The sequence below is a fragment of the Micromonospora sp. 050-3 genome (genome assembly GCF_046549335.1).
Lineage (GTDB): Bacteria > Actinomycetota > Actinomycetes > Mycobacteriales > Micromonosporaceae > Micromonospora > Micromonospora trifolii.
Genome location: NZ_JAJPVX010000002.1, coordinates 630,502 through 646,253, shown reverse-complemented (window position 1 = coordinate 646,253; position 15,752 = coordinate 630,502). Strand labels below are relative to the sequence as shown.

The following is a 15,752-nucleotide window of genomic DNA, read 5'->3' as shown; positions in this document are numbered from 1 at the left end:
CCCTTCTCGATGGGTCAGAGCACATCGCCGAGAACGGCGACGATCACCGGCACGAGTCCGGCGAGAATGAACGCCGGCAGGAAGCAGAGCCCCAGCGGCAGGACGATGAGCACACCCGCCCGACGGGCCGATGCTTCGGCGGCGGTGGCCCGGTCGGCGCGCAGGTCGTCGGCGAGCCGGGTCAGTGCGCCGGCCAGGGCGGCACCACTGTTGGCCGAGCGCAACGCCGCCGCTGTCAGGCGCTCCGCGCCGGGCACTCCGTCCAATACGGACCATGCCTCAGCTGGGCCACCACCAAGCAGCAACGTGCGGCCGACCCGGGCCAACCGGCCGGCGAGCGGCCCGTCCAGCGCCTCGGCGACGGCCAACACCGAACGATCCACCGGGGCACCCGCCCGCATCGCAGCGGCCAGAAGGTCGGCGGCGAGTGGCAGGTCGGCGGCTTCCTGCTGCCGCCGCTTACGCACGGCGGGCGACTCGATCCGCCGCAGGACGACATCAAGCAGGAACGCGGCCGGAAGAGCCCCGAGCAGCCCGAGCCAGCCCTCGACGACGATCGCCACGGCGAGCCCACCCAGCACCGCCGCGAGCCGGATCGCATCGGGCCGCCGCCCCCTGGTTGAGCTGGGCTGGCCCGCCGAGCTGGGCTGGCTCGCTGAACTGGCTTGGCTCGCCGAGCTGGGCCGGTCGGCTGGGCTGCGTTGGCCAGCTGGGTTGCGTTGGCCGGCGGCGCTGGGCTGGCCGGCCGGGCCGCGGGCCGTCATCCGGCCCGCCCCGGTGTCGCGCCCAGCCGTTCCGCCCAGAGGAGGCCGACGGCCTGAAGGGCGACCGCGGCGACCGCGCAGGCGCCACCGACCGTGCTGTGCAGGAGCACAGCCATGGGGTCGACGCCGATGCCGTACCCGAGCCCGATCCCGCCAATCGGCAGCGCCGCCAGTAGCCAGGCCGTGGCCCGGGCGCCGGCCGCCTGAGCCGCCGCTGCGGCCAGACCCCGGTCGGTCGCCCGAGCGTCCGCCTCGATCCGCTCCACGAGCTCCGCCAGCGGCGCGCCGGTCCGGTCGGCCAACCGCACCGCCGCCGAGGTCAGCTGACGTAGGCGGTTCGCCCCGTCACTCTCGACGGCCGTGACGTCGAGCGCGTGTGGGATGGGCAGGCCAGCCCGCAAATCTGCCGCAAGGCCGCAAAGCTGGTCCAGCCCACGTCGTCGGTCCCGCTCGGCGCCCCGGTTCGCTCGCCAACGCAGCGCGGCGCGCACGGCCAGCGTGCCGTAACCGGCCAGCGCGACCGCGGCCACCGGACCGCCGACCACGGCACCCACACCGCCACCCAGCAGACCGACCACTGGCAGCACACGGGCCGTCGATCGCTTGGTGCGCACCGGCGCAGGGGTTGCCGGGCCCCAGACGTCGTTCCGACCGTCCACGTCCAGACCGCTGACACCGATCGTGGTCGTGGCCACCGATGCGCCGGGCAGTTGTCCGGCATCGAGCGTTGTGGGGGCCACCTCCGGCCGGGCGGTGCCGGTCGGGCGTCGGGGATCCCGACGGGCCGGCGGGCGCGTCGGGCCCTCCGGACGCGTGAATCCACCTGCCACTCCCGGCCACCTCGGGCTACGGGTCACGTCCCGGTCGGGCCAGCCGAGTGCCGTCCGTCTTCCGTCGGCACCCGCAGTAGTTGCCGACTCGAACGCGATGCCGGCCGGACGACCCGGGGTCGGGGCAGCGCCGGTGCCGTCAACCGGCCCGTCCGGCGTGCGACCGAGTTCCCGGATCCATCGCACCAGGGCGTCATCCGGATCGACACCGCCGCCCCTCCGTCCCGGTGCCAGCACGCGACGTCGACGGGCCCGAATGCTCCGCACGGGCCACGCCACCAGGGCAGCGGCGACCAGGAGCAGCGCCGCCGCCACCATCGCCTCGGCGGTCATGCCGGACCCGCCGATCCGGGCCACGGCTCGCTGAGGATGGGCGGCACCGCCACCCCACGTTCCCGCAGCAGCGCCCCGAGGGCGCGGGCGGCGAGCCCGAGCCCACTGCCACGAACCCAGGCGGGCACCACTGTCACCATCCGTTCGGGCCCTTCGGGCAACAGCAGGCAGACCGACTCCAGGACGCGACCCCGGTCGCTACGTCGCACCTGGAACAGCACCTGCAACGCGGCGGCCACCTGAGCGTGCAGCGCGGCGCGAGGCAGCCCACCCAACATGCCCAGGGCCTCCAACCGGGCCGGCACGTCCGACGGTGTGTTGGCGTGCAGCGTGCCGGCACCCCCGTCATGGCCTGTGTTGAGCGCGGCCAGCAGGTCGACCACCTCACCGCCCCGGCACTCCCCGACCACCAGCCGGTCCGGGCGCATCCGCAACGCCTGCCGAACCAGGTCCGCCAGGCTGACCACGCCCGTGCCCTCCACATTGGCGGTACGCGCCTGGAGCCCCACCACGTGCGGATGCCCCGGACGCAGCTCGGCGGCGTCCTCCACCAGCACGATCCGTTCAGTGGCCGGCACCATCCCCAGCAGGGTGTTGAGCAGGGTCGTCTTGCCCGACCCCGTGCCCCCGGTCACCAGGTACGCCAGCCGGGCCGCGACGACTGCGGCGAGTAGTGGTGCCAGCGGTCGCGGCACGGTGCCCTGACGCACCAGCTCGTCCAGGGTGAACGGCCGGTGTCGGAAGGTCCGCAGGGACAGGTAGGGACCTTCGGTCGCCACCGGCGGCAGCACGGCGTGCAGTCGGGTGCCGTCGGCAAGCCGCGCGTCCGCGTACGGGGAGCCGTCGTCGAGCCGGCGCCCCGCGCTGGCGACCAGTCGCTGCGCCAACCGGCGAACGTCCTCCACCGAGCCCACCGGGACGGCGACCTGGTGCAGCCCCGACCCGCGGTCGACCCAGACCCGCGCGCCGTTGACGAGGACGTCGGTGACCTCCGGGTCGGCGAGCAGCGGCGCCAGCGGCCCGGCGCCGACGAGGTCGTCGCGAACCCGGTCGGCGATCCGCAGCATGGCGGTGTCACCGAGCACTGCGGCGGCGGGCTCGGCCCGTACCGCGGAAACGATGGCCGCCGCGGTGACCGGGGTGGCGGCGGCGGCGATCCGCTGCCGTACCCGGGCGGCGAGCGTGCCGTCCTCCGGCCCGGCGGTCATGCCGCACCCGTAGCCGGCACGCCGGTGAGGTCGGTGACGATCCGTTGGCAGAGCGCGGCCAGTGGGCCCTTGCCCCCGGCGGCCGGCGCCTCACCCCGTTCCAGCCCACGGCAGAGCCCCGGCTCGGGTCGCAGCGTGCCGGCCAGCGGGAGGCCGAGAGCGCGTGCCACCTCGGTCGCCCGCAGCCGCCCCGGAGCAGGCCCGCGCACCACCACCGAGAGCGCAGCGCAGTGCGGAGCGGCCGCAGCCACCACCCGAGTGGCCGCCGCGGTGGCCCGCAACTCGGCCGGCACGACGACGAACGCCTGGTCGGCGGCTTGCAACGCCACCACGGCCGCGTCGTCCAACTGTCGGGGCAGGTCGATCACCACGAAGTCCCGCCCACGCCGGGCCGCGTCGACGGTCGCCGCCATCGCCGTCGCCGGCAGCGCCAGCATCTCGCCACGGTCCCAGGAGAGCACCACGAGATCACCCCGGCTGGGCAGGGCCTGCACCAGCGCCGGGGCGTCCACCCGCCCGTCGGCGGTGGTGAGCGATGGCCAGCGCAGGCCTTCCAACTGCTCCCAGCCCAGCACGAGGTCGAGGCCACCACCGAGCGGGTCGGCATCGACCAGGAGAGTGCGCAGCCGGGCCCGGGCGGCGGTCACCGCAAGGCCACCGGCGAGCACACTCGCGCCCGCACCGCCCCGACCACCAAGGACCGCGACGACCCGGGCACCGATGCCAGCCGGACGGTCCGGGTCATGTTCGGCGAACCGATCCACCAGCCACGGCTCCGCGGCCGGCAGCGTGGCGACGTGCTCGGCCCCGATGAGCTCGGCGATCTGCCAGCCGGGGTCGAGCTGACCAGTTCGGCCGAGCAACACCAGCCGGGGCCGCTGCGGCAACCGGGCGCGCAGACATGCCTGCGCCTGATCGGCGCCGAGCAGCACCAGGGGCGCGGGAAGCCAACGGGTACGGGCAGCCGCTGGGTCGCGGGCGAGCTCCACCTCGGTGCCGCCGACGGCGGCGAGCCGGAGCACGTCATCGAGCAGATCGTCGTCGCCGGTGACGACCAGCGGGAGCCGGCGGATCGGCGGAACCGTGGTACGGGGTGGCATCGCGGCCTCCAGCGGTCGGGCTCTGGTATGCCGCCGACAGTGCTCGGAATCCGCCCCAGGAGCCGCCCCGATGTCGTCGCCTGTGGACAACCTGGTGGCCTGTGGAAAACCCCCGCCGACACAGTTGATCTGTTACGGACGCGGGTAACGCCGCAGCTACTGCCGCTACGGGAAAACAACGGGGCCGCTCACGAAAGGAGCGGCCCCGCGAGTCGGTGGTCAGCCGGGCTGATTTGTCCAAGCGGCATCGAGGATCACCTGGTACGAGCTGATCCGCACGGGCGACAGCGTCAACAGCTCATCGGCGAGCAATTCGCCCGTCTTCGGATCGAAGATCAGAAGAGATTGCTGGTCGTGCTCGCGGTCGTCGAAGGTGACGGCCAATCCGTGCCGGCCGGCGCGGTCCGTGACCTGCCCCCGCCAGCGGAAGCCGGGCACGTCGGCGAGAACCCGCAGGACCGCCGCTCGGGTCGCACGCGGCACGACGTACCGCCCGTAGAGCGTGCCGACCCACTTGCTCGCCGCCCCCGCGCCGTACTCGACCTTCAGCCGCTCCCGGAGCTCCGACGGGTCGGCCGACAGCGGCCTGAGCTCCTCGGGCGACAGCGGAATGACGTCCGGTGCGGGGGTGCCGGTGGCTGCTGGTCGCCCAATGCTCTCGCGCTGCCAGTAGTCCCGAGACTCCTGGTCGGGGTACTGCGGCTCCAGTTGGGTGCTGACCTGGTTGCCGGTCCCGTCGGCGGCCTGCCAGACCTTCGTCTCGCTGGCGAAGGCCACGTGGTGGCGGCCGTCGGCGGACGTCATCACCGGATCGCCCCACAGCTTCGTGTGGTGATACATGTAGCGGCCGCTCTGGTGGTCGTACGCCGCGTCTTTGATCTTGTCGGCCAGCATGCGCAGCTGCGGGCCGGCGGCCGGCGGATCCGCGTCGAACTGGTACGCGACTGGCACGAGCACCAACCCCGCTGCGGTTCCAGGCCCACCCGGGGCGTCCGGTGCGGGCCCGTCGAACGGCTGGAGCACTGCCACGGCACCGACCGCGACCGCCAACGTGCCGGCCGCCAGGACCAGCCGGCGAGTCGGGTGTACGCGACGGCGCCCGGCGACCAGCTCGGTAGCGCCGGCGCGGTCGATCAGCTCGCGCGCCGAGACCAGCGGTTGACCGGCAGCGACGTTCCGGGCCGGGTCGGCCGGGCCGAGAAGAGTACGGGTTCGCTCTGCTCCGAACATCACAGATCCTCTCGAAAGGTCACCAACACCGGTCGGCGCCGGGTCTTTGCGGGCCGGGCCGACATCGCTTCGGCAAGACGACGGCGGGCGCGGTGCAGGCGCACTGCGGCGGTCGCCCCGGTGCAGCCGAGAACCTTGGCCGCCTCGGACACGGTCAGCTCCTCCCAGCCGACCAGCCGGAGGATTTCCTGGTCGAGGTCGTTGAGGGTGGCCAGAGCGGCCCAGATGTCGGCGACCCCGACGCTCGTGTCGGCACCCGACGATCCGGCCAGTCGCTCGAAATCGACATCGGTGATCGAGAGGAGGTCCGGGGCGGCACGTCGCGACCGCCACTGGTTCGCCAGGAGGCGCCGGGCCACCCCGTACAGCCAGGGCAGGCTGCGGTCCGGCACCTCGACGCGGCGACGCCAGGCGACGACGAAGACCTCTTGGGCAAGCTCCACCGAGGCATCCCGGTCAGCGAGCCGGCGCAGGCCGTATCGGACTATGTGCTCGTACTCGGCGGCGTAGAGACTGGTGAACCAGCCCTCGTCCCGCCTCTTCGGTGGACCCACCCGAACCCCCATTGCCTCGGCGACTCTCACAGTGGCTTGTGTCGCTGAGGGCCCCGGGATTACCGCGCGGCCGAGGGCGGGTGCCGCCCACCGGGAGAACGAGCGATGCGGTCAGTCGTCGATCGCCTGGTAGACAGTGGTCCAGAAGTCGTGCCACATCGGCAGCCGCTGGTCGCCCGCGTGGGCCCGCTGCATGAACACGATCGTCGTCAGGTCCTCGGCGGGATCGTTGTACCAGGCGGTGCCATAGAAGCCGGGCCATCCGTAGCTGCCGACCGAGGGCCCGAGGTGTGTGCGGCGGGTCCGGACCGACATTCCGAAACCCCAACCGATGGCGTCGAAGTATCCGGGCCAGAACCCGGAGATGGCCTTCTGCGTCGGGGTCAGGTGGTCGCTCGTCATCAGCGTCACCGCCGGCCGCGACAGCACCCGCTCGCCGCGGTGGGCACCGCCCGCGAGCAGAGCCGAGGCGAAGGCGAGGTAGTCCTGGGCGGTCGAGACGAGCCCGCCGCCACCGGACTCGAACATCCGCGGTCGACTGAACCGCCCGTCGGGAGCGTCCTCGACAACCGGCTCGCCGGTGGCGGCGTTGTCCTGCTCGTACGCCGTCGCGAACCGGCCGATGCTCTCGCTGCCCACGTTGAAGGCGGTGTCGGCCATCCCCAGTGGCTTGCAGACCCGCTCACGGATGGCATCCCCGAAGGACATGCCGGTGGCCCGGGCGATGAGCACACCTGTCACGTTGGCGGCGGTGTCGTACATCCAGCGATCACCTGGCTGGTGGACGAGCGGAAGATCACCGAGCTGGCGGATCCACTCGTCCGGCGACGGATATTCGAGTGCGTTCAGCGCGTCGGCGATCGGGACCGTTCCCGGCTCGGCGGGGACCATGCCGGTGCCAAGGGTGCCGTCCAGGACGTCCCGCAGCGTTATCGGGCGTTCCGCCGGGACGGTGTCGTCCAGTGGGCCGTGGGGATCGGCGAGCACTGTCATGCCCGCCAGTTCCGGGAGGAGATTGTCGACCGGGTCGTCGAGGCGGAGGTTGCAGTCCTCGATGAGGGTCATCGCACACGCGGCGACGATCGGCTTCGTCATCGAGCCCAGGCGACAGATCGTGTCGACCGCCATCGGCGTCTGTGACCCGGGACCCTCGAACGCGAGATGACCCGTTGCCTCGACGTGCACCTCGCCGTGCCGGGCGAGGACGACCACCATCCCCGGGACGAAGCCGGTCTCGACGTGGCGCTCAAGCAGCCCTTGCAGCCGAGCCAGCCGTTTCGACGAGAAGCCGCCAGAAGCCACGTGTTTCCTCCTCAGCTCGTCCCGTTTGGCAAATTACACGTCACGCGGCGAGCGCACCGTTGACGGCGAGTTGGGGAGGGGACCTCGTCGGAGCGGCACCGCTCATCGACAGCCCCCGCTTCAGCCCAGGAGCGCGCCTCATGGTGCGGAGTTGTGTCGCGCATCGGGCCCTGCAACCAGAGACCGGCAGCCGGCGCGCTTGCAGCGGTGGCGCACTTTGACGGAAAAGGGACGACCCCCGTCGGGGGGAGACGGGGGTCGTCGGAGGTTCGGCTCCGGGGGGGTCGAGCCGAACCACTCAGCGGTCACGGGGGGTGCAACCGCTGAGGGTCTGCCTGTTTCGAGGATGTGAAAGCTCGTCGTACGGACAAGTCTGCCTGAGCGGGCCCGTCACGTCGAGTGGTGCTGCCTCCACTCACTGCGAAAATCTCCTCGCAGAGTGTGAGCGTGATCACGCGGAGCGGAGAGCCCGCAGGTCTGAGGGGTGGCATGACCCCGGGCACCCGCCGACGATAGACCATCCGGCTAGACTTTCGCGCCGTGGGCCGAAGTGCCGCTTTCTTCGATCTGGACAAGACCGTCATCGCCAAGTCGAGCGCCCTGGCGTTCGGTCGGCCGTTCTACCGGGATGGGCTGATCACCCGGCGTGACGTGGTCAAGTCGGCGTACGCGCAGCTGATGTTCCGGCTGGGCGGCACCGACGAGCAGACCATGGCCCGAACACGGGACTACCTGGCTGCGCTCTGCAAGGGCTGGCAGGTGGAGCAGGTCCGCCAGATCGTCGCGGAGACGCTGCACGAGCTGATCAACCCCTACGTGTACGCCGAAGCCGCCGCCCTGATCGTGGAGCACCAAGCGGCTGGGCGGGACGTGGTGCTGGTGTCGGCGTCGGGTGAGGAGATGGTCCGGCCGATCGGCGAGCTGCTCGGGGTGACCGACGTGATCGCCACCCGGATGACGGTGCGGGACGGCCGGTACAGCGGCGAGGTCGAGTTCTACGCGGCTGGCCCGAGCAAGGTCGAGGCGGTCAGCGAGTTGGCCGCCGCTCGGGACTACGACCTGGCTGATTCGTACGCCTACTCCGACTCGTACAGCGATCGCCCGCTCCTGGAGTGCGTGGGCCACCCGAGTGTGGTCAACCCGGACCGACAGCTACGCAAGCTGGCCTCGGAGAACGCGTGGCCGGTGCTGGAGTTCCGGCACCCGATCCCGCTGGGCCGGCGCCTGCGGGAACGACCCGCGGTTCCGGTGGCCGCGGCGGCCCTGGGGGTCGGGGTGGGCGTGGCCATCGGCATCGCCTGGTACGGCCGGCACCGCCGCACCCGAGCCGCCACCACCGCCTAACGGCCCCGCCCTCTCCCGCCACGCCCCACCCTCTCCCGCCACGCCACGCCACGCCACGCTCAGGTCGATCTTGGACTTGTGGTGGGCGCCTTCGACCAATTGGCGCCCTTTGCGGGGCACCACAACTCCATGATCGACGCCGCGAGGACGGGGAGCTTCGACGCCGCGAGGACGGGCCGCTCAGGCGGCGGCGAGGATCTCGTCTCCGATGGCGGTGAGCTGGTCGGCGCCGACCTCGACGGCGGCCATGTAGTGGCGTAGCCAGGAGCGCAGCCCGTCCGGGGTGCCGGTGGCGAAGGCACCGGCCGCGCCGACGTACTCGGGCTCCCGCTCGTGGTGCCCGACGTCGACGGCGAGCAGGCCACGCGGGTCGAGGCCGCTGGCGAGCAGCACCAGCCGGGCGGCACCGCGGGCCACCACGCCGGACGGCCCGGCGAACGGGCGCAGGTTCAACAACTCCCCGTGTACGACAGCGGCGAGCACCAGCGGCGAGACCTTCGTGCCGCCGGCGACGAGGCCGGCCAGCCCGTCCAGTCGGGTGGCGACGACGGGGTCGGGGACCGGGCGGCCCAGCTCGGCCTCCGACACCAGGTCCCGGGCGGCGAGCACGTGCAGTTTCGCGAGCGCCTGGCGGGGCGCCTTCGGCCACAGCTCACTCAGGCCCGGTAGCGCTCCGGCGACCCGCAGCGCCCCCTGGAGCACCGGGTCGGTGACGGTGCCGGCCCGGACCGCCTCACGCTCGTGCCCGGCCCCCTCAAGGGCCGCGCTGGCCACCGCGGAGCGGAGGCTGACCTCGGCGGCGACCTGTCCACCGTGCCGCCGCAGCGCCCGGTGCCCGAGTGCCTGGTCGAACCGCTCGCGGGCCTGCTCGACGGCGGCAGCGATGTCGGCGAGCGCGAGCAGCGGGGCGAGCGGGTCGGTGGTCACCCCGCCACGCTAACGACCCGACCCGACGCGGCGGGCCGCACCCGCCCGCAACGCGACAGGGACCACCCGACCCGACCCGGCACGGGCAAGGTCAACACGGGTTCATTGACGTTGGGGTGTCCGCCTGGCCTGGAGACCGCGATTTTCATGAACCCGTGTCGATCAGGGCGCCCCGCGCGGCGGGGACGGGCGGGACGGGCCGTCGGGCGCGCGGCGGGGGCCACTCGGCGCGACGCAGTGGGCAGCCGTGGCCGGTCGCAGGCCCCGCGACTACCCTCGTGCCATCGAGACCCAGGTCACCCCGAGGATGAGGAGTCACGGCATGAGCGAGGCATTGGCCAATCTGCTGAACGAGACGCGCCAGTTCCCCCCGCCGGCCGAACTCGCCGCGCACGCCAACGTCACCGTCGACGCGTACGCCGAGGCTGAGGCCGACCGGCTGGCCTTCTGGGCGAAGCAGGCCGATCGGCTGGCCTGGTCGAAGAAGTGGGATGAGGTGCTCGACTGGTCGAACCCGCCGTTCGCGAAGTGGTTCGTGGGTGGGCAGCTCAACGTCGCGTACAACTGCCTGGACCGGCACGTCGAGGCGGGCCGGGGCGACAAGGTGGCGATCCACTGGGAGGGTGAGCCGGGCGACACCCGCACCATCACGTACGCGGACCTGCACGAGCTGACCTGCCGGGCGGCGAACGCGCTCACCGACCTGGGGGTGACCGCCGGCGACCGGGTGGCGATCTACCTGCCGATGATCCCGGAGGCGGCGGTGGCCATGTTGGCGTGCGCCCGGATCGGCGCCGCGCACAGTGTGGTCTTCGGTGGCTTCTCCGCGGACTCGTTGAGCAACCGGATCCAGGACGCCAGCGCCAAGGTGGTGATCACCGCGGATGGTGGTTACCGGCGGGGCAAGCCGTCGGCGTTGAAGCCCACTGTGGACGAGGCGGTGGCGAACTCCCCGTCGGTGGAGCACGTGCTCGTGGTCCGCCGCACCGGCGAAGACGTGGCGTGGTCGGAGAAGGACCACTGGTGGCACGAGACGGTGGAGACCGCGTCGGCCGAGCACACCGCGCAGCCGTTCGACGCCGAGCATCCGCTGTTCATCCTGTACACCAGCGGCACCACCGCCCGTCCGAAGGGCATCCTGCACACCACCGGCGGCTACCTCACCCAGGCGTCGTACACGACGCACGCGGTGTTTGACCTGAAGCCGGAGACGGACGTCTACTGGTGCACTGCCGACATCGGCTGGGTCACCGGGCACTCCTACATCGTGTACGGCCCGCTCTCCAACGGCGCCACCCAGGTGATGTACGAGGGCACCCCGGACACGCCGCACAAGGGCCGGTTCTGGGAGATCATCGACAAGTACGGGGTGAGCATCCTCTACACCGCTCCCACCCTGATCCGGACGATGATGAAGTGGGGCGACGACATCCCGGCCGGTTTCGACCTGTCCTCGCTGCGCCTGCTGGGCAGCGTCGGCGAGCCGATCAACCCGGAAGCCTGGATGTGGTACCGGGAGCACATCGGCCGGGGCGAGCTGCCGGTGGTGGACACCTGGTGGCAGACCGAGACGGGCGCCATCATGATCTCGCCGTTGCCGGGCGTGACCGCTGCCAAGCCGGGTTCGGCGATGGCACCGCTGCCGGGCATCGTGGCCGACGTGGTGGACGACCAGGGCCAGTCGGTGCCGAACGGTGGTGGCGGCTACCTGGTGCTGCGCGAGCCGTGGCCGTCGATGCTGCGCACCATCTGGGGTGACGACGACAGGTTCATCGACACGTACTGGTCGCGTTTCCAGGGCATGTACTTCGCCGGCGACGGTGCGAAGAAGGACGACGACGGGCACATCTGGCTGCTCGGCCGGGTCGACGACGTGATGCTGGTGTCCGGGCACAACATCTCGACGACCGAGGTGGAGTCGGCGCTGGTGTCGCACCCGTCGGTGGCCGAGGCGGCGGTGGTCGGCGCGACCGATCCGACCACCGGTCAGGCGATCGTCGCGTTCGCCATCCCGCGGGGCAGCACGGACATCGTCGGCGAAGCCGGCGAGCAGCTCATCGCCGACCTGCGCAACCACGTGTCGAAGACGCTCGGCCCGATCGCCAAGCCGCGGCAGATCATGCTGGTGCCGGAGCTGCCGAAGACCCGCTCCGGCAAGATCATGCGCCGGTTGCTGCGGGACGTGGCGGAGAACCGGTCGCTGGGCGACGTGACCACGTTGCAGGACTCCTCGGTGATGGACCTGATCTCCTCGGGGATGAGCGGTACGAAGTCCGACGAAGACTGACGGTAGGCGTACCCATTGGAGGGTGGCGGTCCGTGCGGACCGCCACCCTCCGTCATGTCTTACGGCTTTGGTTCGCGCCGCAACGCCACTGTCACATCGGTCGGTCGGAGGAGTCAGGAGAAGCTGAACGGGCACAGGCGTAGATCACCTCTGTCCTTTCGGCCGGTTGTGCTTTAGGTTCACGCAGGTTGGAAGAGTTCGACACACATCACATCGATGGTCGGTCACGCCAACGTCAACCTCCCCATGCCCGAGAAACGGAGCGGCATGAACCACAAACCGCAGTCCAGGGCGCGGCGACGACTACTCGTCGCGCTGCCCGCCATCGCCCTCGCGGCCACGTCACTGACCGTGAGTGGCAGCGCGGCGGCCCAGTCGCCGTCCGGCACCCCCCAGGCGGTGATCGGGGCCGACGAGCACTACATCAACTACGCCGAGCCCGAGGTGCAGCCGGACACCACCGGCCGTGAGGTGAAGGGCAAGGGTGGCATCTACACCCCTGCCGCGGAGTCCGCGCGCGCGTTCGACCAGAAGCACGCCCGGGGCAACCCGGTGACCGCTCGGCAGCTGGCCAAGGACGAGGCCAAGTCGCTGAAGACCGGCCAGAACCCCCGCAAGTTCAAGAAGGCGCCGACCACCCAGACGGCGAAGCTGCTGACGCTGCTGGTGGAGTTCAACGACAAGGCCAACGACGACTTCACCGGCGTGATGGTCCCCAAGACGGTGTTCGAGGACCGCACCTGCGTCCCCGGCACGGTCCAGAACGGCCCGAAGCACAACAAGATCCCCGACCCGGCGCGCCTGCCCCACGAGGACAACAACTCGATGTGGGTGCCGAACTTCTCGCCGCAGCACTACAACAAGATGCTCTACAGCAAGAAGGGCATCACCGAGCGGGTCCGCACGGACCTGAAGGGCCCGGACGGCAAGAAGGGCATCGACCTGTCCGGTCGCACCATGCACAACATGTACCTGGAGATGTCCAAGAACGCGTACACGGTGGACGGGCAGGCCAGCCCGTGGATCACAGTGCCGCACTCGGAGGGCTGGTACGCGGCCAACCGCTGCTTCCAGGACGAGACCGGTGCGTGGGTTCCCGGCCGTGAGCAGTCGATGAACGGCCACCCGGACAACCCGGCCGGCGCGGGTCGCCTAGCGACCGACGCGATCGACGCGCTCGTCGCGAAGGACCCGAACTTCCCGTGGGCCGACTACGACATCGAGGACCAGGCCGACCGCGACGGTGACGGCAACGTCTTCGAGCCGGACGGCGTGATCGACCACCTCGTGCTGGTGCACGCCGGCCAGGGCAAGTCCCGCGGCGGCGGCGCCGAGGGCGTGTACGCCGTGTGGGCGCACTCCTCCACGGTCGCCGGTGGCTACACCATCCCGGGCACCAACCTGAAGGCGTCGAACTACATCGTGCAGCCGGAGGACGCCGGGGTCGGCGTGTTCGCGCACGAGTTCGGCCACGACCTGGGCCTGCCGGACCTCTACGACACGTCCGGCAACGCCGACTCCGACGTGGACTTCTGGGACCTGATGGCCTCGGGCTCGCACTCCGGTGAGATCTTCCAGGCACTGCCGACGCACATGGGCATCTGGGACAAGTGGGTGCTCGGTTGGGCCGACCCGCTGACCATCCGCCCCGGGTCGAACCCGCGCGAGGTGAAGCTCGGCCAGACGTCGCGCACCCCGATCGACTCCGAGGACGGCATCAAGGTCGACCTGCCGGACAAGGTGACGACGCTGGCCACCCCGCACAGCGGCACCAAGATGTGGCACAGCAACAACGACCAGGAGTGGGCCGACGTCAAGCTGAGCCGCTCGGTCGACGTGCCGGCGGCCGCCGACTCGAAGTTCTGGATGTGGAACAACTACATCATCGAGGAGGACTGGGACTACGGCTTCGTCGAGCTCTCCACCGACGGCGGTACGACCTGGACCGAGCAGAAGGTGTACGACGAGGGCGGCACGGTGGTCACCACGCCGGACGGCTACCCGGACCCGAACGGCCGCATGAACGACTTCGGCGGCAAGAAGTACGGCCTGACCGGCAGCACCGACGGCTGGCGGCACGACTACGTCGACCTGTCGGCGTACGCCGGGACGACAGTGCAGCTGCGGTTGCGTCAGGCCACCGACGAGGCGTTCGAGGAGCGCAACTGGTTCGTCGACGACTTCTCGGTCACCGGCGGCGGCGCCACCACGTGGAGTGACGACGTCGAGGGCGGCGCCAACGGCTGGACGGCCACCGGCGGCACCTTCGTCGACACCACCGGTGGCGGGTGGAAGATCTCCAGCGGCACCGAGGTCCACGCCCAGTTCTACCTGGCCGAGTGGCGCAACTTCGACGGCTTCGACAAGGGCCTGAAGTACGCGTACGACACCATCTACTCGCACGAGGCGTGGAAGGTCGACCGGATCTCCTACAACGCTCCGGGCATGCTGGTCTGGTACCGGGACACCGCGCTCGGCGACGTCAACCACGTCACCGGGCAGATGACCGCGCTGCCCAGCTACGGCGCGAAGGGCGGGTTGCTGATCGTCGACTCGCACTTCGACCCGCTCCGTCGCACCGGTGAGGCGGCTGTGAAGGACCCGTCGGTGACGGACAACCTGCCCAGCCGCCCGCAGTCGTCCAACGCGGCGTTCACGCTGCAGCGGACGTACCCCTTCACGGAGTGCCTGGAGGCGGCGGACGAGCCGTACAGCGCCTACTGCACGAAGTTCAAGGGGCAGGCGCCGGTCAAGGCGTTCACCGACGCCAAGGGCTGGTACCCGGGCATCGAGATGCGCGATGGCGCTGCCTACGCCCGGGACAACGACGCGTCGGTGGTCCTGCCGTCGCGTAACAACGCGCCGTACACCACCCGGGTCACCAACCCGGACGGCAGCCCGGCGCCGGAGTTCTACGGCGTGACCCTGGGCGGTGGCGCGATCGTGCTGGGCACCGGCAACCCCGGCGACCAGGGCGTGAACTACGGCGTCTCGCTGACGATCAAGAAGGCCGCCGGGGACAACTCGTCGGCCATGATCTACGTGACGCCGGCGAAGAAGTAGCGGTTTCACAGATCGACAACTGATGGTGGGGCCGGTGGCGGAGACGCTGCCGGCCCCACTGTCGTAAGCCTGATGGTGAAGGGCATCCCTCACAGAGGTTGGAACAACGATGGGCAGGCCCGTCCGGGCCTGCCCATCGCCTTGCCATCACTACTACTTCTTCTGCTCCACTGTGCCAACGTTCAACCGCTGGTTCGCGGTGGATGCCATCGGCTGCTTCACCTCGACGATGACGTTGTATTCGCCCGCCATGGGCACGTTGGCGAGGGCCTGGTAGACGCCCGGCTGCCCGGACATCTCAGCCATCACGACCGGACTCGACTTGTGCGCCATCGGCATGGCCACCATGTCGGTGTATGCCACGACCTGACCCTTGCTTATCGGGTCATAGCTGGTCGGCGAGCTGACCTTCGCCTCGATTCGCACCTGGAGGTCACCCAGGTGCTCACTGTCGATCGAGATCGCTGCCTGCGGCTGCTGCCCGTTGCCCTGGCCATGCCGTTCGGCTGGGGCAGTCTCCGCAGCGGTTGGTACGACGACCCGAGGCCGGGTGGCCAGGAAGCCGACCACCCCGACCAGCAGTGCCGCCGTCATCCCGATGCAGATCCCCAGGAGCATGCCCTGCCGGAACCGGTTCGGCCCCCGTTTGCGAGGCCCCCGACCGGGCCGGACCGGTTTTCCGGCTCGGACCGGCCTGCCGGCGGAGGCCGACCGGCCCAGCATCTCGTCGGAGAGCCGCAACCTCTCCCTGAGCGCGGTCACGTCCGCCGCCCCGCTTGCGCCCACTCGTCACCTTGCATGGACGTGCCT

Annotated in this window: 12 protein-coding genes; 3 read left to right on the top strand and 9 right to left on the bottom strand. The window is 70.9% G+C overall.

All coding sequences use genetic code 11. From position 1 onward, the window contains the following. Positions 1-14: 14 nt before the first annotated feature. The 7 genes from ACLJOK_RS17975 to ACLJOK_RS17945 form a co-directional block, all read right to left on the bottom strand. Entirely contained in the window at positions 15-764 is a 750-nt protein-coding gene (locus tag ACLJOK_RS17975; RefSeq protein ID WP_410819944.1) for a type II secretion system F family protein, read from the bottom strand. Then, entirely contained in the window at positions 761-1,927 is a 1,167-nt protein-coding gene (locus tag ACLJOK_RS17970) for a hypothetical protein (RefSeq protein ID WP_410819943.1), read from the bottom strand. Before ACLJOK_RS17970 ends, ACLJOK_RS17975 begins: the two co-directional genes overlap by 4 nt. Next, positions 1,924-3,135: a TadA family conjugal transfer-associated ATPase gene (locus ACLJOK_RS17965; protein ID WP_410819942.1), complete on the bottom strand. Its 1,212-nt coding sequence runs from the start codon at positions 3,133-3,135 to the stop codon at positions 1,924-1,926. The genes ACLJOK_RS17970 and ACLJOK_RS17965 overlap by 4 nt, the downstream gene beginning before the upstream one ends. After that, positions 3,132-4,235 carry a septum site-determining protein Ssd gene (ssd, locus tag ACLJOK_RS17960; protein ID WP_410819941.1) on the bottom strand — a complete coding sequence of 368 codons (1,104 nt, stop codon included), beginning with the start codon at positions 4,233-4,235 and terminating at the stop codon, positions 3,132-3,134. The genes ACLJOK_RS17965 and ssd overlap by 4 nt, the downstream gene beginning before the upstream one ends. Before the next feature lie 219 nt (positions 4,236-4,454). Further along, the gene (locus tag ACLJOK_RS17955; RefSeq protein WP_410819940.1) at positions 4,455-5,465 is read right to left on the bottom strand and encodes a CU044_5270 family protein; all 1,011 of its coding nucleotides are present in this window, start codon (positions 5,463-5,465) and stop codon (positions 4,455-4,457) included. Then, positions 5,465-6,019 (bottom strand): RNA polymerase sigma factor, encoded by a 555-nt coding sequence (locus ACLJOK_RS17950; RefSeq protein ID WP_410819939.1) that lies wholly within the window; start codon positions 6,017-6,019, stop codon positions 5,465-5,467. The genes ACLJOK_RS17955 and ACLJOK_RS17950 overlap by 1 nt, the downstream gene beginning before the upstream one ends. 111 nt (positions 6,020-6,130) lie before the next feature. Next, the gene (locus ACLJOK_RS17945) at positions 6,131-7,321 is read right to left on the bottom strand and encodes a serine hydrolase domain-containing protein (RefSeq protein ID WP_410819938.1); all 1,191 of its coding nucleotides are present in this window, start codon (positions 7,319-7,321) and stop codon (positions 6,131-6,133) included. Between the two features lie 540 nt (positions 7,322-7,861). Between ACLJOK_RS17945 and ACLJOK_RS17940 the strand changes: the two genes are divergently transcribed. After that, positions 7,862-8,665: an HAD family hydrolase gene (locus ACLJOK_RS17940; protein ID WP_354944431.1), complete on the top strand. Its 804-nt coding sequence runs from the start codon at positions 7,862-7,864 to the stop codon at positions 8,663-8,665. 180 nt (positions 8,666-8,845) lie between these two features. Here ACLJOK_RS17940 and ACLJOK_RS17935 read toward each other — a convergent pair whose 3' ends face one another. Next, positions 8,846-9,592 carry an oxidoreductase gene (locus tag ACLJOK_RS17935; RefSeq protein ID WP_410819937.1) on the bottom strand — a complete coding sequence of 249 codons (747 nt, stop codon included), beginning with the start codon at positions 9,590-9,592 and terminating at the stop codon, positions 8,846-8,848. 322 nt (positions 9,593-9,914) lie between these two features. On the opposite strand from ACLJOK_RS17935, the gene acs reads away from it, so the two are divergent. Both acs and ACLJOK_RS17925 read left to right on the top strand, forming a co-directional pair. Then, a complete protein-coding gene (gene acs, locus ACLJOK_RS17930) occupies positions 9,915-11,879 on the top strand; it encodes an acetate--CoA ligase (protein ID WP_410819936.1) in 1,965 nt (654 codons plus the stop codon). Between the two features lie 267 nt (positions 11,880-12,146). Next, on the top strand, positions 12,147-14,942 hold the full coding sequence (locus tag ACLJOK_RS17925; protein ID WP_410819935.1) for an immune inhibitor A domain-containing protein: 2,796 nt from the start codon (positions 12,147-12,149) through the stop codon (positions 14,940-14,942). A gap of 153 nt (positions 14,943-15,095) precedes the next feature. On the opposite strand, the gene ACLJOK_RS17920 is transcribed toward ACLJOK_RS17925, so the two are convergent. Then, positions 15,096-15,728: a FixH family protein gene (locus ACLJOK_RS17920; protein WP_410819934.1), complete on the bottom strand. Its 633-nt coding sequence runs from the start codon at positions 15,726-15,728 to the stop codon at positions 15,096-15,098. Positions 15,729-15,752 lie beyond the last annotated feature (24 nt).

What these genes read in the sequence shown, in the direction of transcription:
- ACLJOK_RS17975 (WP_410819944.1), bottom strand. Translation starts at nt 764, where the DNA reads ATGACGGCCCGCGGCCCGGCCGGCCAGCCCAGCGCCGCCGGCCAACGC.
- ACLJOK_RS17970 (WP_410819943.1), bottom strand. Translation starts at nt 1,927, where the DNA reads ATGACCGCCGAGGCGATGGTGGCGGCGGCGCTGCTCCTGGTCGCCGCT.
- ACLJOK_RS17965 (WP_410819942.1), bottom strand. Translation starts at nt 3,135, where the DNA reads ATGACCGCCGGGCCGGAGGACGGCACGCTCGCCGCCCGGGTACGGCAG.
- ssd (WP_410819941.1), bottom strand. Translation starts at nt 4,235, where the DNA reads ATGCCACCCCGTACCACGGTTCCGCCGATCCGCCGGCTCCCGCTGGTC.
- ACLJOK_RS17955 (WP_410819940.1), bottom strand. Translation starts at nt 5,465, where the DNA reads ATGTTCGGAGCAGAGCGAACCCGTACTCTTCTCGGCCCGGCCGACCCG.
- acs (WP_410819936.1), top strand. Translation starts at nt 9,915, where the DNA reads ATGAGCGAGGCATTGGCCAATCTGCTGAACGAGACGCGCCAGTTCCCC.
- ACLJOK_RS17925 (WP_410819935.1), top strand. Translation starts at nt 12,147, where the DNA reads ATGAACCACAAACCGCAGTCCAGGGCGCGGCGACGACTACTCGTCGCG.